Here is a 23,247-nt window from a genome sequence, read left to right on the forward strand (position 1 = left end):
TCAAACTTTTTGTTTCAAACTTATGAGTTATAGAGAGCAGTTTATTTGGAAAAGAAGTGTTGATTTAGCTGTTAAGTGCTATGAATTAACACAGCAATTTCCTAATTCTGAGCTTTACGGCTTAACCAGTCAAATCAGGCGTTCAGCCGTTTCGATTGCTTCAAATATTGCGGAAGGATATGGGTGCAAAACTAAATCAGAATACATTCAATTTCTTCACATAGCTTTAGGTTCCTTAAGAGAATTAGATACACAGCTAATAATTGCTCAACGAGTTCGATTAACAGACAATGAACTATTGATTTCAGTTATCAACGAAGTTGAAGAAATGCAAAGAATCATGGTTGCAAGTATTAACAAAATCAAAGACTAAACCTTCTGCCCTCTGCCCTCTGCCCTCTGCCTTCTTTGATGAGTTTTCTCCGCCACGCTTCCATGTAGGTGTAAAAAACTGGTGTAAGATAGAGGGTTAATATTTGCGAAAAGACTAGTCCACCTACGACTGCAATGCCCAGAGGACGGCGGGATTCGGAACCTGCACCAAATCCGATCGCAATCGGCAATGTTCCCATTAAAGCTGCCATTGTCGTCATCATAATTGGACGGAAGCGTACTAAGCAGGCTTGATAGATGGCTTCAAAGGGACTTTTCCCTTCGTTGCGTTGTGCTTCTATGGCAAAGTCTACCATCATAATCCCGTTTTTCTTGACAATACCTACTAAAAGCATGATGCCGATGAATGAATAAACGTTTAATTCGACATGAAAAATTAGTAGCGTTAACAAAGCACCAAATCCAGCGGAAGGTAATCCAGAAAGAATGGTGAGAGGATGAATAAAATCTTCGTAGAGGATACCGAGAACAAGATAAATTACTAAAATAGCGATCGCAAGCAAAAGTCCCAAACTTGGCAGTGAAGATTGAAACACCTGACTTGCTCCCTGAAAGCTGGTGGTAATGTTGCCAGGAATCACTGATTGAACGAGTTTTTCTATGGTTTGAGTGGCATCTCCAAGAGATGTACCTGGTGCAAGGTTGAAGGAAATTGTTGCCGCATTCATCCTACCAAAGTGATTAACCATCAATGGTCCAACCCCATTGGATAATTGGGCAAATGTGCTGAGGGGTATCTCTTGTCCGTTGGTTGAGTTTCCGTTACTATTGCTACTGCTGGAGTTGTTGCTGTCAGTGTTTACACTAGTGTTAGAGTTTCCACTACTACTGCCAGTACTATTGCTATTACTATTGCCACTGGTGGAGTTACTACTACTGCCACTAGTAGAGTTAATATACAGTTGCATTAAGGAATTTGGATCTTGCTGATATTGTGGTTCCAGTTCTAGGATGACTTGGTACTCGTTACTTGCAGCGTAGATAGTTGATACTTGATAAGCACCGTAGGCGTTTCTTAGAGTGTTTTCGATCGCCTGTGCAGTAATGCCCAGAGCTGCGGCTTTATCGCGGTCAATGTTAATCTTAATTTGTGGTACTAACTGTAAGTCGCTGTTGACATCTTGGAGTTGAGGAAGGGTTTTCATCTTGGCTACAAGTTGCGGAACATATTCCTCAAGCGGTTGAACATCGGAACTTTGTAGTGCCAACTGATATAATCCTGTACTTTGCTGCGTGCCGATGGGAATTGCTGGCGGATTCTGTAAGAATACTTGAATGCCTGGAACAGTTGCCAGTTTAGTTCGCAAAGACTGGATAATTTCCTCGGCGGTGGCTTTGCGTTGGGATCGAGGCTTAAGGCGAATAAGAAGGTTGCCAGAATTGCTTGCTACAGCAGCAGAGCTACCACTTGCACTGGAACCAGGACCTATGTTAGAATTAACGCAATATACATTCGGGTCTTGCCGGATAAGCGTGGACACCTCTTGCTGGTGACGCACTAATGCATCAAAAGAAGCATCTTGCGCTGCTTGGGTAACTGCTGTGATTTGTCCAATGTCTTCGCTGGGGATGAAGCCTTTAGGAACCACTACAAACAAATAAACAGTGACGAATAACAACGCACCAGAGAGAATCATTGTAGTCCGGTGGTACTTTAAAGCTATTTTGAGGCTCCAATCGTAGATATCGAGGAAGCGATCGAATACGTACTCTGACGCTTGGTAAAGACGGCTGCGGTTTTCGTGATTTGGTGGACGGAGAAAGCGACTGCACAGCATTGGGGTGAGGGACAAAGAGACAAACCCAGACACCAAAATTGCTACAGCGATCGTCACTGCAAATTCGTGGAACAGTCTTCCCAACAATCCATTCATGAACAGCATCGGGATGAACACTGCCACCAGCGATAGCGTCATCGACAAAATCGTGAAGCTGATTTCTTTAGAGCCATTCAACGCAGCTTCTAGAGGACGTTCACCCATTTCCATGTGGCGAACGATATTTTCCAGCATGACGATCGCATCATCTACCACAAACCCCACTGAAAGTGTCAACGCCATCATTGACAAGTTATCCAGCGAGAAGCCCAATAGATACATCACCGCGAAGGTGGCAATCAGCGATACCGGTAACGCCAAACTGGGAATTACTGTTGCCGATAGGTTCCTTAAAAATACAAATATTACCAGTATAACCAGACCGATGGTCAGAATCAAGGTAAATCTAACATCATCCACCGACTCTCGAATTGACTCGGCTGCATCAAAGAAAACGCCGACTTCCACTGATTGTGGAATTTGATCCCGCAATTTTGGCAGCGATTCCTTGATCGTATCTACTACCTGCACCGTATTCGTACCCGGTTGCCGTTGAATCGTGAGAATAATAGCGCGAGTGTCATTATACCAACTTGCTACTTTGTCGTTTTGAACACCATCAATAACCCGCCCCAATTGATTGAGATAGATCGGCGCACCATTGCGGTATGCGACGATGAGCGATCGGTAAGCAGCCGCATCTTGTAGTTGACCGTTTGCCTGTACTGTAAAATTCTTATTATTGCCCGAAATACTCCCGGTGGGCAAATTTACGTTACCTTGTTGAATTGCGGTTTGCACCTGATCTAGTCCAACCTGCTGACTCGCTAACTTCTGCGGATCGAGTTGAATGCGAGCAGCATACTTTTGGGAACCGTAAACCTGTACTTGAGCTACACCGTTGACAGTAGACAGCTTTTGTGCTAAGTAAGTTTCAGCGTATTCGTCTACCTTAGACAGGGGCAAGGTAGGAGAGTACATATATAAGTAAAGAATTGGCTGATCGGCTGGGTTGACTTTGCTGTAAGAGGGAGGATTCGGTAAATCTTTGGGAATCAGTCCAGATGCAGCCGATATTGCCGCTTGCACATCCTGAGCCGCATCGTCAATGCTACGGCTCAGGTTAAACTGGAGGGTAATTTGGGTGCTGCCCAACGTACTAGTCGAGTTAAGCGAATCTAGTCCAGCAATGCTAGAAAATTGCTTTTCCAAAGGTCGGGCGACAGAAGAAGCCATCGTTTCAGCGCTAGCTCCCGGTCTTGACGCCGATACCTGAATGGTAGGAAAATCAACGCTAGGTAGATCGCTGATCGGCAGCAAACGATAACTCATGAAACCGAAGATGAGGAAAGCCGCCATCACCAAGGTTGTCATGATCGGGCGACGAATAAATAGTTCTGATATGTTCATTTTTTACGTTTCCTTGAACCCATTCCTTGAGGACATTTCCCAATTGAAGGTCCACATACTTGGTTACCAGTCACGAGATTAGCTTGACCATCGGTGACGACTTGTTGACCTGGTTGCAGTCCACTCTTGATTACGCTTAGTCCATCTATCGTGCTGCCTACGGTTACGGGAACATTTTCAACTGTTTTATCTGGCTTGACAACAAAGACAAATTGACCATTGGGTCCATTTTGAACTGCTTGTGACGGAACGACTCGCGCATTCGGTTCTTGAGTCAACTTGAGCGTTGTGTTAACGTATTGACCGGGCCAAAGTTGCCCGTTAGCGTTGTTAAACTCGCCCATAAGTTGAATAGTTCCGGTAGTGTTATCGACTTTGTTATTCACAAACGCCAAAACACCCCGGATTGGCTGAGCTTTGTTGTTGGGAGTCACATCAACAGTCAGCTTGTTATTCTTCATGTACTTTTGAATCTCTGGTAGATTTGCTTCGGGAACAGCAAAGGAAACCTGAATTGGGTTAATTTTGTAGATTGTTAACAGGGGATTCGTGCTATTAGCTGCAACCACATTGCCTTGATTAACTAGAATATCTCCAGCACGACCGTCGATGGGAGCGTAAATTTTGGTGTACGAAAGTTGTACTTGGGCATTTTTTAATACCCCTTCGTCTGCACTAACAACCCCTTCTGCATTCTGGATCTGTGCTTGATCCACTTTCAATGATGCTTGAGCATTGGCGATCGCCTGCCTATCTGCCTGAAGAGTTGCTGCCGTTGCTTGGGCGTTGGTGGAGTATTGCTGAGCTTGATCCTTGCTGACTGCACCCTCCTTTAACAAATTACCATAACGAATCGCTTGTGCCTGTGCATACTGGGCTTGGGCTTGGTCTTTTGCCAGATTGGCTTGAGCTTGTCCCACCAGCGTTAGGTCTTTAGCTAACGCCGCTCTATATTGCTGTACCTGCGCCAAGTCTCTTGCCAGAGTCCCCTTGGCTTGTTGAATGGCGGCTTGTTGCGTTTGGTCATCCAGCGTGAATAGGAGTTGCCCCTTTTTCACATCCTGACCCTTTTTAAAGTAAACTCCAGTGATTTTTCCGCCAACTTGGGGTGTAACCGATACGGTAGACTCCGCTTGAACATTACCGATCGCTTGCAATTGCACCGGGACGGTTTTTTGGGTTACACTTGCCACTTTTACTGGTGTTACCTGTGGTCTTCTTCTCGCTTCAGATTTGTCGGTTTTGTTCTGGTTGTGACCAAGCGTATTGATACCATAGTAGCCCAGCGCACCGAGCAAAGTTACACCAACTAAGAGTGCGCCAATCCGCTTGGTGTTCCTCCCTTCCTTGGTGGACTTAAATTCAAACTGATGCTCTGCTGTACTCTCAGTGGGAAAGTTGTCTTGCATTCCTAGACTCCAATAGGTTAGGTTTAAGTTGATGGCGAAATCGACCCATTCGCGTTCACGTTATTAATCTTAAAAATTAAGATTAGCCTTTACATGAAGCAGATTTCCTAAGCTGATAGCCAGAAATTACTAAGATGGATGTGACTTTTTTCCTAGTCCTGAAGTAGCAATTTAGTCGCAAAGACTCTACCCGTACTAGAAAGAAATTTGTTAAACAAAAGGAAGATAATTAACGTAACGTATCTAATTGCCATACAGTTCGGTTGCACCTGCCGTTCATTTTGGACAGTCCTATGGTTCGCCCAAACTCCCAATCATTTCGTCTGTTACTTTATTTAGAGTGGCTGTTATTAGTTACGGCAGCGCTCATCGAAGTCTTGTTTCCTTTCCAGTTATCCTGGCAGTTGCTGCTTCGATTTATGGCTATAGGTGCTTTCGCTTTCATGGGTTTAAGATTACCAACTGCTCAGTTGGCATTAAAATTGCTATATACGGCTCTGGAATTTGGCTTAATTGTGCTGGCTGCTACTCTTGATGGCTTATCCACTCGCTCCGTTTTTCTGATGTGTCTGGTGCTAGTGATGCGGAGTTGCCTTATATTCGCTCGAACGGGACAGTTGAGTGTATTATGCTTAGCTTTCATATCCTACGGAACACTGCACTTGTCAAAACCCATCATTCCGGAGAAGTATAAAGTAGCTGTATGGGATTGGCGATTGAGTTCCGTTTTGTTGTTTAGCCTCACGCTAGTGTTTGCTTTTTTGTTAATTAATGCCCTGCTAGCAGAGCGGCAAAGTCGAGAGCAGTTGCAGATTGTTTATCGTGAATTAGAAATTACTCACGAGCAACTGCGTCAGTATGCGCTGCGCATTGAAGATCAAGCAACTTTGCAAGAACGCAACCGAATTGCCCGCGAAATTCACGATGGACTTGGACACACCTTAGCCGCCCAAACTATTCAGATTAATAACGCCTTAATATTTTGGCAGTCGAATAGCGACAAGGCATTGACTTTTGTCAAACAGGCAAAGCAACTGGGTGCTGAGGCGTTGTTGGAAATCCGGCGCTCAGTTTCAGTACTGCGTTCAAATCCTTTGTCAGGACTATCCCTTGAACCCGCTGTGGAAAAGCTGCTCAACGAATTCCAGCATAACACGGGAATTGAATTGAAAAGCAATATCTATTTACCATTATCTTTACCTACAGAAGTTAACACCACCCTTTACCGCATTGTGCAAGAGTCGCTGACAAATATCTACAAGCACGCTCAGGCAAAGACTGTCATGGTTCAACTACAACAGCAGGATCTCGTACTTCATCTTTCTATTGAGGACAATGGTAAAGGGTTTAATCCAACTCAAAATACGACTGGGTTTGGATTGCAAGGGATGCGAGAACGAGCCGCAGCGTTGGGTGGGCAGTTGAATATTTACAGTCAACCAGGTGAAGGTTGCCGCATTTGTGTTTCTTTTCCACTATCTAAGTTACTGCTATGATTCGGATCTTGTTAGTTGACGATCAATTGCTCATCCGTCAGGGAATTAAGAGTCTGCTGGAGTCAAATTCAGATTTACAAGTTATCGGTGAGGCAGAAAATGGGCAAAAGGCGCTAGATGCGATCGCCACACTACAACCTGATATTGTACTGATGGATATCCGGATGCCTGTAATGGATGGAGTTGCCGCTACTGCTGTGATCGCTCAACAATATCCTCATACCAAGGTGTTAGTTTTGACGACTTTCGATGATGATGAGTACGTCTCCCAAGCGATGCGGCGGGGTGCTAAGGGCTATTTACTCAAGGATACCGAACCAGATGAACTGGCAATGGCAATTCGAGCCGTCTACAAAGGACATACTCAACTAGGTCCTGGATTGTTTGAAAAAGCACTTATGCCTGTTGCAGCGCCACCGGCTGTTGAACAACCAAAAGAATTGGCACTCCTGACACCAAGAGAGTTGGACGTGTTGCGTTTAATGGCTAATGGTGCAAATAATCGTGAGATTGCCTCGGAGCTTTTCCTTTCGGAAAATACGGTTAAAAATTATGTTACGAATATTCTCAGTCATTTAAACTTGCGCGATCGGACTCAAGCTGCCTTGCTTGCTCATACTTTGTTCAAAAAGTCTTAATGAACATATTTACGACTTAAAGTTTGTCCAATAGCGTTCCACCTACAAGGTTAAGAAGAAATATCCTCAGGCATGATTGTCATCATCATTTCTTTACTGACTCTAGAATATTTTACAAGTCTGTTTGCCTGCCTCTCGATTGTCTTTTCAAAGATATTTCTCACCAGCCTTCCATTCCCAAACTTCTTATCTCTATTAACGTATAAGTTAGTTAATTTATTAAGCAATACCGTTTTTGATTTCTCAGTTAACTTGAATTGGTTATGCTCACAAATTTTTTCAAAAATAGTCAATAACTCGGTAGGACTATAATCATCAAAGTAAAAATACTTATTAAATCTTGACTTGAGTCCAGGGTTGGCATCAATGAATCTTGACATTTCTTCGCTGTATCCAGCAACAATAACTACTAGCCTATCTCTGTAGTCCTCCATTTGTTTTAGTAAAGTATCTATAGATTCTTGTCCAAAATCATTCTTAGCTTCTTCTGGCTTTAGTGCATAGGCTTCATCAATAAACAGCACACCGTCTAATGCTTCTGAGATAACTGTGTCTGTCTTGATTGCAGTTTGTCCAACGTATCCTGCAACTAACCCTGATCTATCGGTTTCTATAACATGTCCTTTAGAAAGTATTCCTAACTGTTTATATATTTGACCCATTAAACGAGCAACTGTCGTTTTCCCTGTTCCGGGGGGACCACAAAATACTGAGTGCAGTGTTACAGAAATGCTAGCAAGTCCTTTTTCCTGGCGAAGCTTCTGTATATTAAGGAAGTTGATCAGAGTATTTACCTCATCTTTGACATTCTGCATACCTACAAGATTATTTAGCTGCTCAAGAACAGTTTCCAGATTTGTAGGAACATCAGACTGCTGACTAAAACTCTTATTACCAGAGCGTTTTAGCTCTGCTTTCAAAAGCTGTAACTCAGTTTCAATCTCATCCTTCCAAAAAGACATACTCCATACCCTCTACAACTTACAGACTACTTGAACACCGTATTGAAGCCATTCGCTGTCGAGGTTTTCACGAAGATCATTCCTCAATATTCGTTGGCTTCATGTTTAGTATTCCCCGTCACCTGTTTAAGGTATCACATTAAATATAAAAAAATACAAAGCCATACAGAAGAAAGCGTGAAGTGATTACGAGCACCTCTCGTACTTTGACAAAATTCAAGTTTTTCTGCTACTATTATTCTTCGGTCTTAACATTTTTAGAAAAAGCAATTCACTCTCTTCTCAAATGTATGTGTTCGATAGCTGTATTCTGGTTGCTGCGTTACGCTCTCGGCGGGGCGCTAGTTTTCTCGTTTTGAGCGCCATTCGACAGCGAGTCATTGCAGGGGTTATTTCATCCGCTTTATTCTTAGAGTATGCCGATGTGTTGAAGCGAGATCAAAACCTGCAACAGTTTTGGACAACGCCAGAAGAGATCGATGTGGTGCTAGGAGTGCTTGCAGATGTGTTGAAGCCAGTCCCAATCTATTTTCAGTGGCGACCTCAACTGAGAGATCCCAACGATGAAATGGTTCTAGAATGTGCAATTAATGCCCAAGCATCTGCAATCGTCACCTTCAACGAACGAGATTTCTTACCAGCCCCACAACAATTTGGAATTGAAGTGATTCAGCCTGGAGTGTTGGTGCGATCGTTAAATTTAAGGGAGCGTTTGAGCCAATAAGTTCTTATCCACTGCAATTACCATTCGAGCTAATGCAAGAAGTTCGCCGTTTGGCAGAGGTGAATTGCTCATCCGTCTAAACAGTTGTTACAGGTTACTTCAATCTTCATCAAAGTGAGCCTCTATATCCATGCGATCATGAAGAATACGAATAATCTCTATCCCTTCGTCAGCTTCACGATAAAAAATTAAATGCCGCCCGATGTGATATTTTTTATATCCTTCACGAATATCATCACAGGCACGACCTAAGGTAGGCGACTGTGCCAACAGATGAAAACTGGCATCCAGCTTAGAAAGATAAATATTTCTTTGCTCTCGTCCCCAAGTCTGTTGTGTATAGCGACCAATAGAGCGCAAATCCTGCTGAGCAAGTTTAGTAAGGTGAAAAGACGGCATTAGGATAACTGTTCCTTGTCCAACTCGTCCAATAGCCCATGTAAGGAATACTCAGCTTTGCCGCTATTCTCACCTTCAATCAATGCCTGTCGCAACGCAGCCAGCTTTATTTCATGTTCTTCTAGTAACCGTAAGCCAGCGCGGATAGCTTCACTTGCTGAAGCAAAACGCCCACATTCTACCTGACGATTGATAAACGCCTCAAAATGCTCACCCAATGTCACACTTGTGTTTTTCTGCATCTTCGCGACCACCAGTAAGATACCAATATCTAATATATATTGGTATCTTAGCGTCACAGATTTTGTCAACCCCAAGGACATCAAATTAAGATTTCATTGACAAAATTCAAGTTTTTCTGCTATTGTTATTATTTTATATTAACATTTTTAGAAAAAACAATTCACTCTCTTCTCAAATGTATGTGTTCGATAGCTGTATTCTGGTTGCTGCGTTACGCTCTCGGCGGGGCGCTAGTTTTCTCGTTTTAAGCGCCATTCGACAGCGAGTTATTGCAGGGGTTCTCTCATCCGCTTTATTATTAGAGTATGCCGATGTGTTGAAGCGAGATCAAAACCTGCAACAGTTTTGGACAACGCCAGAAGAGATCGATGTGGTGCTAGGAGTGCTTGCAGATGTGTTGAAGCCAGTCCCAATCTATTTTCAGTGGCGACCTCAACTGAGAGATCCCAACGATGAAATGGTTCTAGAATGTGCAATTAATGCCCAAGCATCTGCAATCGTCACCTTCAACGAACGAGATTTCTTACCAGCCGCACAACAATTTGGAATTGAAGTGATTCAGCCTGGAGTGTTGGTGCGATCGTTAAATTTAAGGGAGCGTTTGAGCCAATGAGTTCTTATCCATTGCAATTACCAGAAGAGCTAATGCAGGAAGTTCGCCGTTTGGCACAGATGAATCAGGTTCCCCCGGAACAATGGTTAATCGCCGCGATCAAACGGCATGTTGCAGCCGAGCAATCTCTCAGTCACTTGTGGCTTGCAGCAAAATCCGCTGATTATGATCGCTTTGATCAAATTTTGGCAAGAGTACCTGATGTCAATCCCATGCCGGGAGATGAATTGTAGCTTGGACATCGGTAGTTACTGCGATGATTCGGATCTTGTTAGTAGAGGATCAATTGCTCATCCGTCAGGGAATTAAGAGTCTGCTAGAGTCAAATTCAGATTTATAAGTGATCGGTGAGGCAGAAAATGGGCAAAAGGCGCGGTTATGCGAGCACCACACTACAGCCAGATATTGTGCTGATGGATATCCGGATGCCTGTCATAGATGCGGCTTCATCTCAAGCTCGCTATCAGGAATCGTGGTAATATCTATGGCAATTTTATCCGGATTGTTCCTTCCCCAAGCAATTGTTTGATTATATTGTTCTTGTTCTTGGTCAAAATTCCCGCTTCTTGGGCAATCAACGCAGCGGTTCCATTGAACAAAATTGCATCTGCCATTGTTTATATCTCAGAATTAGAGATTAACAAGTAGTAAAGTTAACACTAGCGGGAAAAGTGATGCAAGGACAGTTAAGACAGTTAAGACAGTTAAGAAATACTTAATAAATTTTTTAGATTTCGAGAATTAAATTTTAAGGAAGTAATATTTATAAAAAACCTCCAGTGAATGCGATTACTGGAGGTAGATGCTGAACCAAAATTTGTTTTATCCAATACTAGAAAGGTAAAACAAATATTAAAAAAGTTAGCACGAGTGAAAAAGGGAGAAAAGGACAGTTAAGACAGTTAAGAAAGTCAAGTAAAACAGTTAGGACAGTTAAAACAGTTAAGTCAAAAATCTATCTTAAGAGAGAATTTTTGATATTTCTAAAGCATGAAATTTCAATGTGCGGCGATAGTCAGGAAATCGTATTTTATAACACTTACATTTATTTCTCAACATTAAGAAAAATAAGGGGAACCGATCGCACCCCACCCTACCATTTGCGTGGCGTATATAAAGTACAACTGTAATATAAAGGGGCAAGTTTTTACCACACCCATATAAAAATCACGGGAATAGCAGCAATGTTGAATGTTAATTTTTTATTAATTATTCCTTAAGTGTCTTAACTGTTCTAACTGTCCTTGCACTCAAAGAGGGTTTTTGAAAAACTAGGTAATTAATAATGGTTAATCGCCGCGATCAAACGGCATGTTGCAGCCGAGCAATCTCTGGATCACTTATGGCTTGCAGCAAAATCCGCTGATTATGATCGCTTTGATCAAATTTTGGCAAGAGTACCTGATGTCAATCCCATCCCGGAAGATGAATTGTCGCTATCAATTGCTCATTCGTTAAGGAATTAAGAGTCGGCTGGAGTCAAATTCAGATGTACAAGTGATTGGTGAGGTAGAAAATAAGCATTCTTTGTTCAAAAAGTATTAATTTGTTTTATTTAATTTTCTTATAACTATATTGTTCTTATGTGCCTAAATATTTTTGAAATAAGAATTTACTACTTGCATTTGGACTTATCTTGTGTTCCAATGATTTGTGGATAAATTCTCAAGTTAGTTACAAAACTAACTCCACTCTTCCATAATTACTGCAAGAAAGCTGAGCTTTTGATTGCAGTGAAAATTTGGGTATCGAAGTTAATTGTTGGTTTTCAATTTGTTAACCGACTCAAATCTTTGTGAAAACTATCTAAAACTTAGAACAGGAGACATAAAACATGTTCTTGAAAAATAGAGCGCTCACAACTATTTTTGCAGCAACATTTGCCTTAGGTTTTGTAAGTGTAGGAACGTCTGCACAAGCAAGAGATCCTAAGCCAGGATTGTCTTGCACAAATAGTTCATTACAGGGCAGCTATGGCACTCAGTCTTCAGGTTTTTTAAATTCGGGAGCGACTCCATTTAATTTAGCTTTTCTTAATCAATTTGATGGAAATGGTAACATCACAGGCGTTAATGGCAGTACTAGTGCTGGTGGAGAAATTTCTCAAAATCGCACTAATACTGGCACTTACCAGGTAAATAGTGACTGCACTGTTACCATCAACTTTGATCGAGCTGATGGTACACAGTCTACGAACTTTGGTGTTATTGTCAATAATGGGAGAAAAATTCTCTACATCAGCACAGACCAAGGCTCGAATATTTCTGGAACGATTGAGAAAGTTGGTTATTAAGACTTTGAGCTAAGACAGTTGCGTTTCAGTTACATGATTTAATGACTGAATAATTAGCGCTCTTCCGTCACTTGGAGGAAAGAAAACAAATGTAGGTTAGGTAACCTTTGTGGAAACCTAACCACACCAAAGTTTTTGGCTTGGGCGATCATACTTAAGCCGCCTTGCTTGCGAATACGTTGTTCACAAATTTATTGCTAATTGTTAGATCGGTTAGAGAAAACTCTAACCGGGTATTTGCAACCCTAATGCTGGCTTGGTTCACTCAAAGAGCTATCTTCGCTCATAGTGACCTGGTATCCATATGCGACCTCGGCGTGTACGCTCCCAATGTCCAGGAACCCACACACGTCGCTCAACTCGCCTAGCTACTGTTACTACTGTAGCTGGAGATGAGCGAAAGTGAGGGTTGATAATAACCTGTGCTGCCGATGCTTGTTTTGGTAGGGAGGCAATAGCTAAGGGTATAACAACTGCCGCACTTGCAATCAACCTTTTCATAACTAAATCTCCTTTGGTCAATTATACAACTAAGCCGTTTAAACTTGTGTTTGGCTTGCTGTTTCAATTTCTAATAATAGAAATTCAAGTTATTAAGCACTAGGGAAAGAAGTACTAAATACAACCATGACTTTAGTAATATTTACACTAGTAAAAATATCATACATAGCATATTTTCAAAATAAATTTATAGGAAAAAACTAAGTTTTTCGCTGTTAAAAACATGACTTTTTTCATGGTTAAATTTGTGACTTATGAACCATAAGGGTATTCGGCTATAACTTCTATGATTAACCTAGCTTGAATTCAACAAGCCTCAACAATCACAGGAAGTTAAACCTAATATGCGTTTAAACAAATCTCTGATCTTGATTGGTGCAGTTGGCTTAGTCACCTTAGGTGGTGTAACAGCATCTCCAGCCCTAGCTGATAACCCTTATCGAGACTATAGAGTTAATCGAACACAAGAAATTAGTCGGGTACGAGAAATTGATCGGATACAAGAAATTCGTCGCGCACAAGAAGCTCGTCGGGCATACGAAGCTCGTCGCGAACGCGAACGTCGCGAACGCGAAGCTTTTCGCCTACGTAGATGGTAAGGTAAACTATTTTGCTGAGTTTCAGCCCTAATTTCTGAAATCAGTTTTTCGGAATTCAATTTATTTATAAGTAATTAGGGCCATCTCCGTTTAATGCCTAAAACACTGTTTATGAATAAAACAATTACAAGAGGAGATGTGTTTGTGAAGTTTAAATTAGATGTTAAACCGATTATAGGCACAGCTATGATTGCCATCTTTGCGGCAGGTTGTCAGTTATCTTCTCCGAGTAACACTTCTCAAAACAATTCTAACTCGACTTCGCTTTCTCAAGCTTCAGAAAGAATGTCAGACCTCAATTTAACTGAAGCGCAAAAAGCACAAATGAAACAAATTAGAGAGCAAAGTCAAGCGAAAATAACTGCTCTGTTATCTCCAGAACAACAAGCACAATTTAAAGATGCGGCTCAGGGCAAAAATGAATCGCCAATGAGGGTAATACGAAATCTCAATCTTTCTGAAACGCAAAAACAACAAGTTCGTGAAATTATCCGCGCTCAACGGCAACAATTCCGGGCAATTCTTACTCCAGAGCAGCAAGAAAAAATGAAACAAAACCGTGGATGGAAGGAAGAATCTTCATCAAATTAAGACGTTAAGTAAAAATCATGCATTCCCAGATCCCCGACAACTTTTACGAAGTCGGGGATCTGAATACGTCAATTTATTGGCTCAACTACAGCATTCAAACCTTTTTTATTTAACGTTTTCACAACATTATTGGCGTTATAGCGACTGCTAAAAACTCCAACTTGCATAACGTTTTTACCGTTCCAAACAGTAGAAAAAGCATTAGGAGCAATGAGTTTCACTGTCCTTTGCTGCTGTTCGTCCATTACTTCTACTATCACCCTGTAACGTAAATCTATTTGTGCTGATGCCCGACTATTTTCTCTCGGTGCTGCATTGTTTGTTAATGCTGAAACTTTGCGCATATTGCCTGTATTCCCGATGGGAACTTTGGCATTGGGAACGGGCAAAAGAGCTGATGCCCCTGTAGGTGCTGGTTCTAATACTGGTAGTGACTGTTGTTGATTACTTGCTCTTTGTACTGGTACTGATGTTACTGGTTGCTCATCAGAAGGGATTGGAGATGTGGTAGATGAGGGTGCGGCAAATTCAATGACTTGCGGTGAAGTGCGCACATAATTTAACTGTGATGTGCTATTATCTGTTACTGGTTGAGATGTTTGCCTTCTGTTATAACCAGTTAAGCTGCTAGGAGTAGGAAACCCAGTACTTTTAACTAAGTTTGATTGATTGACGGGAGCTACATTAGGTGGTATACTTAAGCGCTGGATAGGTGACTGTGGACGATTTTGTGCATAACTGGTGTTATTGGGCAGCTTGGTGGTAAGTCTATTTGTATTATGAGCGATCGCCTCAGCATTCGTTGGAGTTACGTTAGACACATTGGTTGAACCGCTAAGATCTACCTTTCCCGCGATGCGATTCGTAGCCAGGTTGTTCCCAAAGGATGCGATCGCCACTTTTGCCGCACTAGCATTAATATCGTAGCGAGCGTTATTGCGAAACTCATTACCACCAGGTTGGGCAGCACTTCCTAAATCTGGGCTGGATTGAGCAAGAGCCACTAACCCATCTTCAGTGTTGTTCTGAATGAGATTACTGCGCAAAATTGGGCGTGATGAAGCTTGCACCACAATCCCAGTTCTGTTATTTTGAATCGAGTTCCCTACTACTAATGGCTGGGCATTTTGAGCGATATTCACGCCAAAGCCTGTTTGTTGAAATACATTCTCGCGTACTTCCGGTTGAGAACTACCAGCGATGGTAATTCCATTTGCGCCATTACGATAGAAGTGGTTTTTGCGGATGATGGGCGCACCATTGCCGGTAACGCTGATTCCATCTTGGGTACTTCCAGTAAAAGTATTGGACGCAACTACTGGATTACTGTATTCAATCCACAAACCGTATCCACGGGCATTGGGATTTGTCACTGTTACCCCAGTTAAAATTGCTTGGTTTGCGCCAACGATGGTGACATTCTGACGACCAAAGGTACGACTGAGGTAATCACCACCTCCTTGAATTACAATACCATTTCCTTTACTACCAGAGTCACCTTGAATGGAAACTCCTGGTTTGAGCATCAAAGGAAACACTTCTCCAGACTCATTGCTGTAAGTACCACTGGAGAGCATGATGGTAGTATGAGGACGAGCTATTTGTAAAGCCCTAGTAATTGTTTTTAAAGGAGTGCCTTCACCACCATTACCTCGATCATCGCCGCTACCTGGGTTGACAAACAGTACATTAACCTGAGACATTGTTTTGACATCGCCCAGTCTCTGTTGGGATACTGGGGATGTTTGAGCAATGGCAGTATTGGATTTAATACCCAGTAATGCGATCGCCATGCCCACACTAGCGGTGAACAAAACAGATTGGGGAGATAAACGCATTGCTACTTGAGTAAATGATGATGATTTATAACTTTTGGCAATCCTATTGGCACTCAAAACGCAGTAAGAGTGAAGCTTAGAGAAAACGTAGTGGTGAAACAACTTTTTTGCACTCCTTTAACCAAAAATAAACTTTTATACCTGCGGTTACGCAAATATGTTGATAATATGGCTCACATATTGACAGAATGGCTACTTTTGATACAAAGTAATTTAGTAAGAATCAATCAAAATGCGAGAAACCGTTGCGAATATGAGAGGGGCTGGCTGTTACGATGAAAACAATAATGGGGTTGTTGTAATGGTCCCACACAGCCAAAAAGAACAAATAGAGCAGATAGTTTACCGCATTCTCGACGCAAATTTAGACCGTGCTCGTGAGGGCTTGCGTATTATTGAAGAATGGTGCCGATTTGGCATAGGTAATGCCCAATTGGCTCATGAATGCAAGAAAGAACGTCAAGAACTAGCAAGCTGGCATACGGCTCAAATGCGAGCGGCGCGAAACACGCCAAACGATCCTGGTACTGAATTAACCCATCCTCACGAAGAACAACGCACGAGCATTCAATCATTATTACAAGCTAACTTCTGTCGTGTACAAGAAGCCCTGCGGGTACTTGAAGAATATGGCAAGCTCCATAACCCAGAGATGGGAAAAGCTTGTAAGCAGATGCGCTATCGCATTTATAGTTTGGAAAGTAATTTAATGGGTTATCAACGCCATCAATTACTATTGCGATCGCGTTTGTATTTAGTCACCTCCCCACAAGAAAAGTTATTGGAAACGGTAGAAGCAGCCCTCAAAGGTGGATTAACGCTGGTGCAGTACCGCGACAAAACCGCCAATGATGCTGTTCTGTTTGAACAAGCCAAGAAACTGCGCAAATTATGTAATGCCTACAGGGCTATTTTTATTGTCAATGATCGAGTAGACTTAGCTTTGGCAGTAGACGCAGATGGGGTGCATTTAGGACAACTTGATATGCCCATTGCTATTGCCCGACAATTACTCGGTCCCCATCGCTTGATAGGTCGTTCTACCACAAATTCAGAAGAATTGCAACGGGCAATAGCTGAAGGTGCAGATTATGTAGGAGTAGGTCCAGTTTACGAAACTCCTACAAAAGAAGGCAAGGCAGCTGCTGGTTTAGAATATGTGACTTACGCGGCGAAAAATTGTTCCATACCTTGGTTTGCGATTGGCGGCATTGATCCAAATAATATCAATGACGTGATTGATGCTGGTGCAACTCGTGTATCGGTAGTGCGCAGCATCATGCAAGCAGATCAACCCACTTTAGTAACACAATACCTTGTATCTCAGCTACATCGCATTCAACCAGAACAAAGCAAGTCTTATGTCTGATCGAATTACGCTTGTTATCAACGGAGAAACCAAGAGTTGCATCTCCCAAACTCTTCTACCTGATTTGCTCCAACAGTTAGGTTTTAATCCTCGCTTAGTAGCAGTAGAGTATAACGGCGAAATTTTACATCGTCAGTTTTGGGATCAGACAAAAGTGCAACAGGATGATAATATTGAAGTCGTCACAATTGTGGGCGGTGGTTAAGTTAGTATGCAGGAATAAGCATTATGAACGTAAAGTGAGCGATAAAGGATTTTATGGCTGGCTTTTGCTTTTCCTCTGCACCCAAGTCGTTCGCGCAACTTTTGATCTTGGCATAATCGCCGGAAAGCTTGCAAAACCTCGCAACCAGAGAATGGGTTAACCAGTATACCATTGTCTTCATGGCGCACTGTATCAATCAAACTCGCCAAGCGAGAAGCAATTACAGGCTTGCCAAAGTAGCCTGCTTCTTTGTATGCAAATAGCATATCAAGGCTAGCTGTGGGATCTGGCACAGTCAGCATTGCAAACATGTCACATGCTGCATAATAGCTTGCTAATTCTGTATCAGGTATATATCCAGCAAAATGTACCCTCCGCCCCACACGTAAGCGACTAGCTAGAGATTTAAGTTCTAACTCCAAAGGTCCTTGCCCACAAAGTATATAATGAACATCTAACCCAAGAGTTAGCAATGGCGTGAGATTTTCAATGATTTGATCAAACCCTTGCCGCTTGATTAGTCTTCCTACCGAAAGAATGACTACTGCTGTGTCGGGAATATGATATGCACTCCGCACACGCTGCCGTAGACTTTCAAGATAACTTGGACTTAGTGCATTGCCAAATTTCTCTTTTCTGATCGCAGGATAAATTACATGGGTAGGAGTGTTAAACTGAAAGTGAGTGGTAAGGTAATCGCGAATAAAAGAATTGTGACAAACAATTCCAAGTGATCGCCTGAATGTCAGTTCTAAAAGTGAATGCAAAATAGGATTACGTAAAGCATTAGCAATATCATTGCCATGTATGTAGATAAAAAAGCGAATAGGTAAAATATAACTTAGTAGCAAAAGAGAAATAAAATCGTAACCGTGTCCCCACTCAATATAGCGGTAGTGATAGCGAAAATAGAGTTTAATTGCTAACACAAATGGACAAACTATATTGAACAAAGGTTGTAGGATTCCCATCAAACCAAATCGGTATTTAGGAATCAACCAACGATAAACAGGAAATGGCTGCATCTTGTCAAAGGCTTTATCTCCCCTACAACTGGCTACCAAAGCAATTACCTTTTCAGGATCTTGCATACAGCGGTTGTAGATATACTCCTCTATTCCTCCTGCTTTGGGTAGGAAATTTCGAGATATAACTAAGATTTCTGGCGATGCTGTGTTGCCCCTGATGGTTGTTTCTATTTGTGAAATATTTTCCATGAAAGTTTAAAAATACACCTTTCCAATGGCAGAAAAAATCCACAGAAAATTTGCTATTTTCAGTTACTTATGCTAAGAAAAAGTTGATGTGATTCAGACGCTAAGAAAACAGAACAAAACTCCAAATATAAGATTTGTGAAACTACTACTTATAGGTTATCCGATGATTAATGGGGTATGATGCCAAAATGCCGAATTGGTGTAGTAATATGTATTAAAAATTTACATACACTAAACCAGAACCCCGACTTCTTTAAGAAGTCGGGGTTCTTTGTTAAATTAGATTAAGTAGTTTGTAGTCAGCGCTACTCTCCCTTGAAGCCGCTCCGCGTCTACAGCGCTTAAGATTGAGAGCGCTCTCTGCGCTCACTACAAACATAAGATTAATTTATGCCTTGTTACTTGTACGGTTATCTGCTCCAGAAATCCCCCCTGAGTAAGCTGAAGATGGAGGAACAGAAACGGTACATTAAATATGTAGCCTTTGATATAGAGCTACATGCTGCCTTGTTGGTGTGACAAAGCAAAAATCGAAATAAGAATGTTTTTTAGTGACAGTATTATGCGTGAAAAATTAAAACAAACCATTAAACCGCTGTTTAAGTCTTTGCTCATTCTTAGCCTAGTGTTGGGTTTGACACTTGGTCATGCCAATGGAGCAATAGCTGCTCGCAGCGGTGGTAGAATCGGAGGTGGTTCCTTTAGAGTACCCTCAAGTCGTACCTACAACCCTCCTCGCTCCTACGCACCAGGTGGCGGGGGGTACTATCCGGCTCCTTATCCTGGAGGTGGTTTTGGCTTTCCTTTCCTGATTCCTTTTTGGGGTATTGGGGGTGGCTTTGGCGGATTGTTTAGCATTTTGATTTTTATTGCTTTCGCTAATTTCTTAGTGCAAGCTTTCCGTCGCGTTAGTAGCGGTGAGTCAAATGATGTTGGCTACAGCAGTAATCCAGAGGTTTCCGTCACTCGTTTACAAGTGGGTTTATTAGCCAGCGCTCGAGCTTTACAACCCGAACTTAATTACATTGCGGAAACTGCTGATACTAATTCTTCAGAAGGAAGAGCAGAAATATTGCAAGAGGCAAGTCTTGCTCTACTACGTCATCCAGAGTACTGGGTATATGCTAGCAGTGAAACACAACTTGCCCGTCTCAATTCCGCTGAAGCTCAGTTTAATCGTTTAGCATTAGCAGAGCGGAGCAAGTTTACCGCAGAAACTCTTTCTAATGTCAACAACCAGTTAAAAGAAGCTGCTCCTAACAATGCTTTACCTGGTAATAGTGTTGATAATCCCACTCGTTTGATTACTGAAGGTCCTGGAGAGTATATTATTGTTACTCTATTAGCAGCAACCTTGGGTAAATTCCAAGTCCCACAAGTTAACAGTACTGAAGACTTGCGTCAAGCTTTACGTCAAATTGGTAGTATTCCTGGTGAGCAACTACTAGCGATCGAACTTCTGTGGACTCCACAAGCTGAAGGTGATACTCTTACTAGTGATGATTTGCTTGCTGAGTATCCTAATTTGAATCTGGTTTAGCTACTCCCTCGTCACTCCCCTCGTTCCCACGCTCTGCGTGGGAATGCAGTACCAGAGGCTCTGCCTCCCTCCCAGGCTGTAGAAGTGGCAGAGCCACTAGGGAGGCATTCCCAGCCGGAGGCTAGGAACGAGGGAGGGGGTGACGGGTAAGCGCTCCCCTAAAAACTGGCGACAACGCGAAAGCCACATACTCTCAATCCACCTTCTGGTTCATTCCAACTACGACTGGCGCTACGACAAAGTACTGGACTAAAATTCCAAGAACCACCACGCAGTACTCGGCGATTATAATCTCCTCCATGTTCCCATACTTTACCATCATTTGGTGCACCATCATAATTTTTGTGCCAAGGATCAGCACACCATTCCCAAACTAATCCGTGCATATCATATAATCCAAAGGCGTTGGCTATTTGAAAGCTGCCTACAGATGTTGTCTCTTTGCGGTATTTGCTTTTTGGTTCTACAGTATATGCTTTGCCAGAGATACAGTTGGCTAAGTTAGGGGTGAGTGTGAAGCCAAAGTGAAAGGGTGTGGTAGTTCCAGCGCGACAAGCATATTCCCACTCAGCTTCACTAGGTAAGCGGTAATCTCTTCCTGTTTTTTCCACCAGCCTAGCACAAAATTCTTGCACTTCATACCAAGATACATTTTCTACTGGTCGATTTATCCCTTTGTATTTGGATGGATTGGGATTTAATGACTGTTTGATTTTGGGTAAAGCTGCTACTGCCTTCCAAATCGCTTGAGTTACAGGATATTTACCCATAAAAAAAGGTTCGACATTGACTTGATGCTGTGGACGTTCATCAGCATCTCCTTCATTTTCTGGTGAACCCATGATAAATGTACCACCAGGAATGGCTACCATTTCTAGACTTAGTTCGTTACCTAAGTTTTCTATATAATACTTTGCATTTTGCCTGGTACGATTAGTTTCTTTACCTTCTACGTCTGTTGTGACTACATCAAATTCAAATATTTGTAACGCTGGAAATGTCAGTGTTTCTTGTGAAGGTATATTCTGTGTTTCTTGTTGGGATGCTACTGGTTGCTTGATTTGTTTTTGCCCATTCAAGTCTTGGAGTACTTCTGCTGCTGTTTGATATCGTTCTTTGGCTAAGTGTTTGATCAACTTATCCAGTATTTGCCCTAAGTCTTCACTAATTGTAATACCTTTTTCTTGTAAAACTTCTCGCCACAACCATTGACCACTCATGGCATCATAGATACGATCTTCAATATGTCCATCAGGGGTTCTGATTGGTAAACATTGAGTTAAAAGTCGCACGCAAGTTACACCCAAGGCGTATAAATCACTGGCGTGACAAGCAAATCCCGCCATTTGTTCATTGGGCGCGTAACCAATTGTGTAAATTACTGTGGCTTGTCTGGCTATACTGGTTTGTGTTACGTGCTTGGCTCCACCAAAGTCAATTAATACAAGTTCCCCACCGTCGTTACCGTTTCTTCCTTTGGATGTGCTCTGGGGCGATCGCCTAATGATGTTTTCTGGTTTAATATCCCTATGGATCACATTATGTGAGTGAATGAATTCTAGCACAGGTAATAAGTCAGCCAAGAGCGCACGAATTTGCTCTTCGCTAAAAGCCTTTTGCATCCCTTCAAGTAAAAGTGTTTGCCCTTCAATAAATTCTTGTACTAGATACAAGCATGAGCCTTGTTCAAAAAAGGCAAGTAGTCTGGGAATTGAAGGATGATTCTCCCCAAGTTCATATAATCGAAACGCTTCTTCTTTAAATAATGCTGCCGCTTTCGTTCTTTCACTTGTTCCTTGAATTTGGGGAAAAAATTGCTTTATCACGCAGGGCGCATCCAACCTATCTGCATCTTCTGCAGCGTAAGTTCTACTAAAACCCCCTTCTCCTAATAATCTTAATACACGATAACGGTTTCTCAGCAGGTTGCCAAAGTTGCTCTGTCCACAACTAATGCAAAATCTATTGCCGTCAGAGTTGAAGGGATTTGAGCAATTGGGATTTTGGCAGATTTGCATAATAAGCCGGATATTGCACCTTGGACAATCTAGTGACGCGAAATTCCGCATCTTTCGAGACGCCCCATCGGAGCGTCCCCAATCTTATTCCAAAAACAGTCATCTATACCAGTTATTAGATTCACCTACGGGCAAATACAGATTAAATCCTGTTCTATCTAACTTAAAAGTCTAAATATAAGAGTATATATGAGCGCACAGATTCCCATTATAAAAATAATATCCCGAACCGCTAAAGTTGTCAAGCAATTGGTTTTGCCTTACTTTACCTTATTCGCGATCGCAAACCACGATCCGGAAGCTCAGGAATTTTCATTCACTGTTGCTCAATTACGGAATGCTTGTCCCCGCTCTTGAAGTAATAAAAAGTACTTCCGTGATTCATTTATGATTAAATCTCAAAAAACCTGGGTTTTGGCTTTTTGGTTTTACTTGGGTATTATCCTATCAATCAGTATTTCAGCCTATTTAAAAATCATTCCCAATGAAATCTCTCAATTTCCTTACTACGATACAATCTTACATTTTCTTTTAATTGGAATGGCTGCTTACTTAGGACATTTAGCTTTAAATAAACGGAAAGTTCAGCTTTTAAACATTTATCTTCCACTCGCCCCACTTCTAGTTACTTTTTTTTGTACTATTGAAGAGTTTCTGCAAAAATTAACACCACACCGCAGTTTTGATTTAATGGATTTAGCCGCTGACTTCTGCGGTATTGTGCTATTCACCTGGTTAGCAGAAATTCAAAACACGAGTAAATCTTCAAAAAATTAAACAGTTCAAATTTATAAGTTTCATGATGGTGAAAATGTCATTACGCTTTGCTCCTCGAATTAAGATTTTTGTGTTGCTCATTTTCTTCACCAATAAACAATAGTAGGTAGGATTCAAGCTGACTTTTCCCGTTAAGTCTCTATAGCAAGCTGCCAACCCTCGCAGAGGTCGTGTAATTTTAACCAACCTCGCCAC

25 protein-coding genes are annotated in these 23,247 nt (G+C 41.9%); 14 read left to right on the plus strand and 11 right to left on the minus strand.

Translation table 11 applies throughout. The features are described from left to right. The first annotated feature begins 22 nt into the window (after positions 1-22). Entirely contained in the window at positions 23-373 is a 351-nt protein-coding gene (locus tag ICL16_RS25700; RefSeq protein ID WP_190833639.1) for a four helix bundle protein, read from the plus strand. Here ICL16_RS25700 and ICL16_RS25705 read toward each other — a convergent pair. Together ICL16_RS25705 and ICL16_RS25710 are read right to left on the minus strand one after the other, a co-directional pair. Continuing rightward, complete coding sequence (locus tag ICL16_RS25705; protein ID WP_190833641.1) at positions 363-3,620, minus strand: efflux RND transporter permease subunit; 3,258 nt, start codon at positions 3,618-3,620, stop codon at positions 363-365. The two genes, ICL16_RS25700 and ICL16_RS25705, sit on opposite strands and share 11 nt — an antisense overlap. Next, the gene (locus ICL16_RS25710) at positions 3,617-5,029 is read right to left on the minus strand and encodes an efflux RND transporter periplasmic adaptor subunit (protein ID WP_190833643.1); all 1,413 of its coding nucleotides are present in this window, start codon (positions 5,027-5,029) and stop codon (positions 3,617-3,619) included. Before ICL16_RS25710 ends, ICL16_RS25705 begins: the two co-directional genes overlap by 4 nt. Before the next feature lie 293 nt (positions 5,030-5,322). Here ICL16_RS25710 and ICL16_RS25715 point away from each other — a divergent pair, with 293 nt between their 5' ends. Both ICL16_RS25715 and ICL16_RS25720 read left to right on the plus strand, forming a co-directional pair. Next, positions 5,323-6,525, plus strand: coding sequence for a sensor histidine kinase (locus tag ICL16_RS25715; protein WP_190833645.1), 1,203 nt, complete (start codon positions 5,323-5,325; stop codon positions 6,523-6,525). Continuing rightward, positions 6,522-7,163, plus strand: coding sequence for a response regulator transcription factor (locus ICL16_RS25720; RefSeq protein ID WP_190833647.1), 642 nt, complete (start codon positions 6,522-6,524; stop codon positions 7,161-7,163). The genes ICL16_RS25715 and ICL16_RS25720 overlap by 4 nt, the downstream gene beginning before the upstream one ends. A gap of 50 nt (positions 7,164-7,213) precedes the next feature. Here ICL16_RS25720 and ICL16_RS25725 read toward each other — a convergent pair whose 3' ends face one another. Continuing rightward, on the minus strand, positions 7,214-8,125 hold the full coding sequence (locus ICL16_RS25725) for an AAA family ATPase (RefSeq protein WP_190833650.1): 912 nt from the start codon (positions 8,123-8,125) through the stop codon (positions 7,214-7,216). A gap of 286 nt (positions 8,126-8,411) precedes the next feature. Between ICL16_RS25725 and ICL16_RS25730 the strand changes: the two genes are divergently transcribed. Then, on the plus strand, positions 8,412-8,849 hold the full coding sequence (locus ICL16_RS25730; protein ID WP_190833653.1) for a putative toxin-antitoxin system toxin component, PIN family: 438 nt from the start codon (positions 8,412-8,414) through the stop codon (positions 8,847-8,849). 99 nt (positions 8,850-8,948) lie between these two features. On the opposite strand, the gene ICL16_RS25735 is transcribed toward ICL16_RS25730, so the two are convergent. Together ICL16_RS25735 and ICL16_RS25740 are read right to left on the minus strand one after the other, a co-directional pair. Then, positions 8,949-9,248 carry a type II toxin-antitoxin system RelE/ParE family toxin gene (locus ICL16_RS25735; RefSeq protein WP_190833654.1) on the minus strand — a complete coding sequence of 100 codons (300 nt, stop codon included), beginning with the start codon at positions 9,246-9,248 and terminating at the stop codon, positions 8,949-8,951. Beyond that, positions 9,248-9,490 carry a type II toxin-antitoxin system ParD family antitoxin gene (locus tag ICL16_RS25740; protein ID WP_190833656.1) on the minus strand — a complete coding sequence of 81 codons (243 nt, stop codon included), beginning with the start codon at positions 9,488-9,490 and terminating at the stop codon, positions 9,248-9,250. The genes ICL16_RS25735 and ICL16_RS25740 overlap by 1 nt, the downstream gene beginning before the upstream one ends. 176 nt (positions 9,491-9,666) lie before the next feature. Here ICL16_RS25740 and ICL16_RS25745 point away from each other — a divergent pair, with 176 nt between their 5' ends. Then, on the plus strand, positions 9,667-10,104 hold the full coding sequence (locus ICL16_RS25745; RefSeq protein ID WP_190833658.1) for a putative toxin-antitoxin system toxin component, PIN family: 438 nt from the start codon (positions 9,667-9,669) through the stop codon (positions 10,102-10,104). Further along, positions 10,101-10,337, plus strand: coding sequence for a CopG family transcriptional regulator (locus ICL16_RS25750; RefSeq protein WP_190833660.1), 237 nt, complete (start codon positions 10,101-10,103; stop codon positions 10,335-10,337). The genes ICL16_RS25745 and ICL16_RS25750 overlap by 4 nt, the downstream gene beginning before the upstream one ends. Positions 10,338-10,586: 249 nt before the next feature. On the opposite strand, the gene ICL16_RS46920 is transcribed toward ICL16_RS25750, so the two are convergent. Beyond that, on the minus strand, positions 10,587-10,718 hold the full coding sequence (locus tag ICL16_RS46920; RefSeq protein ID WP_273039472.1) for a hypothetical protein: 132 nt from the start codon (positions 10,716-10,718) through the stop codon (positions 10,587-10,589). A gap of 1,220 nt (positions 10,719-11,938) precedes the next feature. Here ICL16_RS46920 and ICL16_RS25755 point away from each other — a divergent pair. Next, positions 11,939-12,397 (plus strand): hypothetical protein, encoded by a 459-nt coding sequence (locus ICL16_RS25755; protein WP_190833662.1) that lies wholly within the window; start codon positions 11,939-11,941, stop codon positions 12,395-12,397. Positions 12,398-12,670: 273 nt separating this feature from the next. On the opposite strand, the gene ICL16_RS25760 is transcribed toward ICL16_RS25755, so the two are convergent. After that, positions 12,671-12,898: a hypothetical protein gene (locus tag ICL16_RS25760; protein WP_190833664.1), complete on the minus strand. Its 228-nt coding sequence runs from the start codon at positions 12,896-12,898 to the stop codon at positions 12,671-12,673. Between the two features lie 344 nt (positions 12,899-13,242). Here ICL16_RS25760 and ICL16_RS25765 point away from each other — a divergent pair, with 344 nt between their 5' ends. Then, positions 13,243-13,497 (plus strand): hypothetical protein, encoded by a 255-nt coding sequence (locus ICL16_RS25765; RefSeq protein WP_190833666.1) that lies wholly within the window; start codon positions 13,243-13,245, stop codon positions 13,495-13,497. Between the two features lie 144 nt (positions 13,498-13,641). Beyond that, complete coding sequence (locus ICL16_RS45985) at positions 13,642-14,088, plus strand: Spy/CpxP family protein refolding chaperone (RefSeq protein WP_190833674.1); 447 nt, start codon at positions 13,642-13,644, stop codon at positions 14,086-14,088. Between the two features lie 68 nt (positions 14,089-14,156). On the opposite strand, the gene ICL16_RS25775 is transcribed toward ICL16_RS45985, so the two are convergent. Next, the gene (locus ICL16_RS25775) at positions 14,157-15,926 is read right to left on the minus strand and encodes a DUF1565 domain-containing protein (RefSeq protein ID WP_190833676.1); all 1,770 of its coding nucleotides are present in this window, start codon (positions 15,924-15,926) and stop codon (positions 14,157-14,159) included. Between the two features lie 253 nt (positions 15,927-16,179). Between ICL16_RS25775 and ICL16_RS25780 the strand changes: the two genes are divergently transcribed. Further along, positions 16,180-17,295 (plus strand): thiamine phosphate synthase, encoded by a 1,116-nt coding sequence (locus ICL16_RS25780; RefSeq protein ID WP_190833711.1) that lies wholly within the window; start codon positions 16,180-16,182, stop codon positions 17,293-17,295. Then, on the plus strand, positions 17,288-17,500 hold the full coding sequence (thiS, locus tag ICL16_RS25785) for a sulfur carrier protein ThiS (RefSeq protein ID WP_190833678.1): 213 nt from the start codon (positions 17,288-17,290) through the stop codon (positions 17,498-17,500). The genes ICL16_RS25780 and thiS overlap by 8 nt, the downstream gene beginning before the upstream one ends. On the opposite strand, the gene ICL16_RS25790 is transcribed toward thiS, so the two are convergent. Further along, positions 17,497-18,717: a glycosyltransferase family 4 protein gene (locus tag ICL16_RS25790; protein WP_190833680.1), complete on the minus strand. Its 1,221-nt coding sequence runs from the start codon at positions 18,715-18,717 to the stop codon at positions 17,497-17,499. The two genes, thiS and ICL16_RS25790, sit on opposite strands and share 4 nt — an antisense overlap. 562 nt (positions 18,718-19,279) lie before the next feature. On the opposite strand from ICL16_RS25790, the gene ICL16_RS25795 reads away from it, so the two are divergent. Beyond that, positions 19,280-20,257, plus strand: coding sequence for a DUF1517 domain-containing protein (locus ICL16_RS25795; RefSeq protein ID WP_190833682.1), 978 nt, complete (start codon positions 19,280-19,282; stop codon positions 20,255-20,257). Positions 20,258-20,415: 158 nt separating this feature from the next. Here ICL16_RS25795 and ICL16_RS25800 read toward each other — a convergent pair whose 3' ends face one another. Further along, on the minus strand, positions 20,416-22,275 hold the full coding sequence (locus tag ICL16_RS25800; RefSeq protein WP_190833690.1) for a bifunctional serine/threonine-protein kinase/formylglycine-generating enzyme family protein: 1,860 nt from the start codon (positions 22,273-22,275) through the stop codon (positions 20,416-20,418). Positions 22,276-22,464: 189 nt separating this feature from the next. Here ICL16_RS25800 and ICL16_RS25805 point away from each other — a divergent pair, with 189 nt between their 5' ends. Both ICL16_RS25805 and ICL16_RS25810 read left to right on the plus strand, forming a co-directional pair. Next, the gene (locus tag ICL16_RS25805; RefSeq protein ID WP_190833692.1) at positions 22,465-22,632 is read left to right on the plus strand and encodes a hypothetical protein; all 168 of its coding nucleotides are present in this window, start codon (positions 22,465-22,467) and stop codon (positions 22,630-22,632) included. A gap of 30 nt (positions 22,633-22,662) precedes the next feature. Then, complete coding sequence (locus ICL16_RS25810; protein WP_202895724.1) at positions 22,663-23,052, plus strand: VanZ family protein; 390 nt, start codon at positions 22,663-22,665, stop codon at positions 23,050-23,052. Here ICL16_RS25810 and ICL16_RS45990 read toward each other — a convergent pair. After that, positions 23,041-23,247: hypothetical protein (locus ICL16_RS45990; protein ID WP_238360959.1), on the minus strand; the 207-nt coding region annotated here is incomplete at its 5' end. The genes ICL16_RS25810 and ICL16_RS45990 overlap by 12 nt on opposite strands.

The organism is Iningainema tapete BLCC-T55 (genome assembly GCF_014698965.1).
Taxonomy (GTDB): Bacteria; Cyanobacteriota; Cyanobacteriia; order Cyanobacteriales; family Nostocaceae; genus Iningainema; species Iningainema tapete.

Bases quoted from the DNA above. Each gene is read 5' to 3' on its own strand.
- ICL16_RS25800 (WP_190833690.1), bottom strand. From the start codon at position 22,275: ATGCAAATCTGCCAAAATCCCAATTGCTCAAATCCCTTCAACTCTGAC.
- ICL16_RS25730 (WP_190833653.1), top strand. From the start codon at position 8,412: ATGTATGTGTTCGATAGCTGTATTCTGGTTGCTGCGTTACGCTCTCGG.
- ICL16_RS25765 (WP_190833666.1), top strand. From the start codon at position 13,243: ATGCGTTTAAACAAATCTCTGATCTTGATTGGTGCAGTTGGCTTAGTC.
- ICL16_RS25755 (WP_190833662.1), top strand. From the start codon at position 11,939: ATGTTCTTGAAAAATAGAGCGCTCACAACTATTTTTGCAGCAACATTT.
- ICL16_RS25780 (WP_190833711.1), top strand. From the start codon at position 16,180: ATGAGAGGGGCTGGCTGTTACGATGAAAACAATAATGGGGTTGTTGTA.
- ICL16_RS25750 (WP_190833660.1), top strand. From the start codon at position 10,101: ATGAGTTCTTATCCATTGCAATTACCAGAAGAGCTAATGCAGGAAGTT.
- ICL16_RS25775 (WP_190833676.1), bottom strand. From the start codon at position 15,926: ATGCGTTTATCTCCCCAATCTGTTTTGTTCACCGCTAGTGTGGGCATG.
- ICL16_RS25745 (WP_190833658.1), top strand. From the start codon at position 9,667: ATGTATGTGTTCGATAGCTGTATTCTGGTTGCTGCGTTACGCTCTCGG.
- ICL16_RS25705 (WP_190833641.1), bottom strand. From the start codon at position 3,620: ATGAACATATCAGAACTATTTATTCGTCGCCCGATCATGACAACCTTG.
- ICL16_RS25810 (WP_202895724.1), top strand. From the start codon at position 22,663: ATGATTAAATCTCAAAAAACCTGGGTTTTGGCTTTTTGGTTTTACTTG.
- ICL16_RS25795 (WP_190833682.1), top strand. From the start codon at position 19,280: ATGCGTGAAAAATTAAAACAAACCATTAAACCGCTGTTTAAGTCTTTG.
- ICL16_RS25725 (WP_190833650.1), bottom strand. From the start codon at position 8,125: ATGTCTTTTTGGAAGGATGAGATTGAAACTGAGTTACAGCTTTTGAAA.
- ICL16_RS25735 (WP_190833654.1), bottom strand. From the start codon at position 9,248: ATGCCGTCTTTTCACCTTACTAAACTTGCTCAGCAGGATTTGCGCTCT.
- ICL16_RS25700 (WP_190833639.1), top strand. From the start codon at position 23: ATGAGTTATAGAGAGCAGTTTATTTGGAAAAGAAGTGTTGATTTAGCT.
- ICL16_RS46920 (WP_273039472.1), bottom strand. From the start codon at position 10,718: ATGGCAGATGCAATTTTGTTCAATGGAACCGCTGCGTTGATTGCCCAA.
- thiS (WP_190833678.1), top strand. From the start codon at position 17,288: ATGTCTGATCGAATTACGCTTGTTATCAACGGAGAAACCAAGAGTTGC.
- ICL16_RS25760 (WP_190833664.1), bottom strand. From the start codon at position 12,898: ATGAAAAGGTTGATTGCAAGTGCGGCAGTTGTTATACCCTTAGCTATT.
- ICL16_RS25710 (WP_190833643.1), bottom strand. From the start codon at position 5,029: ATGCAAGACAACTTTCCCACTGAGAGTACAGCAGAGCATCAGTTTGAA.
- ICL16_RS25720 (WP_190833647.1), top strand. From the start codon at position 6,522: ATGATTCGGATCTTGTTAGTTGACGATCAATTGCTCATCCGTCAGGGA.
- ICL16_RS25715 (WP_190833645.1), top strand. From the start codon at position 5,323: ATGGTTCGCCCAAACTCCCAATCATTTCGTCTGTTACTTTATTTAGAG.
- ICL16_RS25790 (WP_190833680.1), bottom strand. From the start codon at position 18,717: ATGGAAAATATTTCACAAATAGAAACAACCATCAGGGGCAACACAGCA.
- ICL16_RS25740 (WP_190833656.1), bottom strand. From the start codon at position 9,490: ATGCAGAAAAACACAAGTGTGACATTGGGTGAGCATTTTGAGGCGTTT.
- ICL16_RS25805 (WP_190833692.1), top strand. From the start codon at position 22,465: ATGAGCGCACAGATTCCCATTATAAAAATAATATCCCGAACCGCTAAA.